The following is a 381-nucleotide window of genomic DNA, read 5'->3' on the forward strand; positions in this document are numbered from 1 at the left end:
GTGCTCGACCTGGCCTACTACGCCGACCTGACCCAGCGCGAGATCGCGGCCCGCCTCGACGTCCCGCTCGGGACGGTCAAGGCGCGGGCCGCCCGAGGAACCCGACGACTGGCGACCCTGCTCCGCGACGACCACGAAGGAGGATCGCGATGACCCATCCCGACCTGTTCGCACTCCTGCGGGGCGAGCTGACCAACGCCGACGCCACCGCCGCCGGCACCCACCTCGCCGACTGCGACGCGTGCCGCACCGAGCTCGCCGAGCTGGCGGTCGGCAACGCGCTGCTCGTCCGGGCCGCGCGCACCGTCGCCGGCGGGGTCGCCACACCGGCACCGATGCCGGCGCTCCCCCCGCTGCAGCGCCGACCGGCGCGCCGCACCT

At 76.1% G+C, this 381-nt stretch carries 2 protein-coding genes; both read left to right on the forward strand.

Going from position 1 to position 381, the window contains the following annotated elements; all coding sequences use genetic code 11:
• Positions 1-153: a sigma factor-like helix-turn-helix DNA-binding protein gene (locus I6F37_RS47245; RefSeq protein ID WP_225155133.1), complete on the forward strand. Its 153-nt coding sequence runs from the start codon at positions 1-3 to the stop codon at positions 151-153.
• Positions 150-381 (forward strand): zf-HC2 domain-containing protein (locus tag I6F37_RS45000; RefSeq protein ID WP_225155132.1); only part of this gene is annotated, 232 nt, incomplete at its 3' end. The genes I6F37_RS47245 and I6F37_RS45000, both read left to right, overlap by 4 nt.

Origin of the sequence: Bradyrhizobium sp. NBAIM08 (genome assembly GCF_020193935.1) — a bacterium.
GTDB classification, from domain to species: Bacteria; Pseudomonadota; Alphaproteobacteria; order Rhizobiales; family Xanthobacteraceae; genus Bradyrhizobium; species Bradyrhizobium yuanmingense.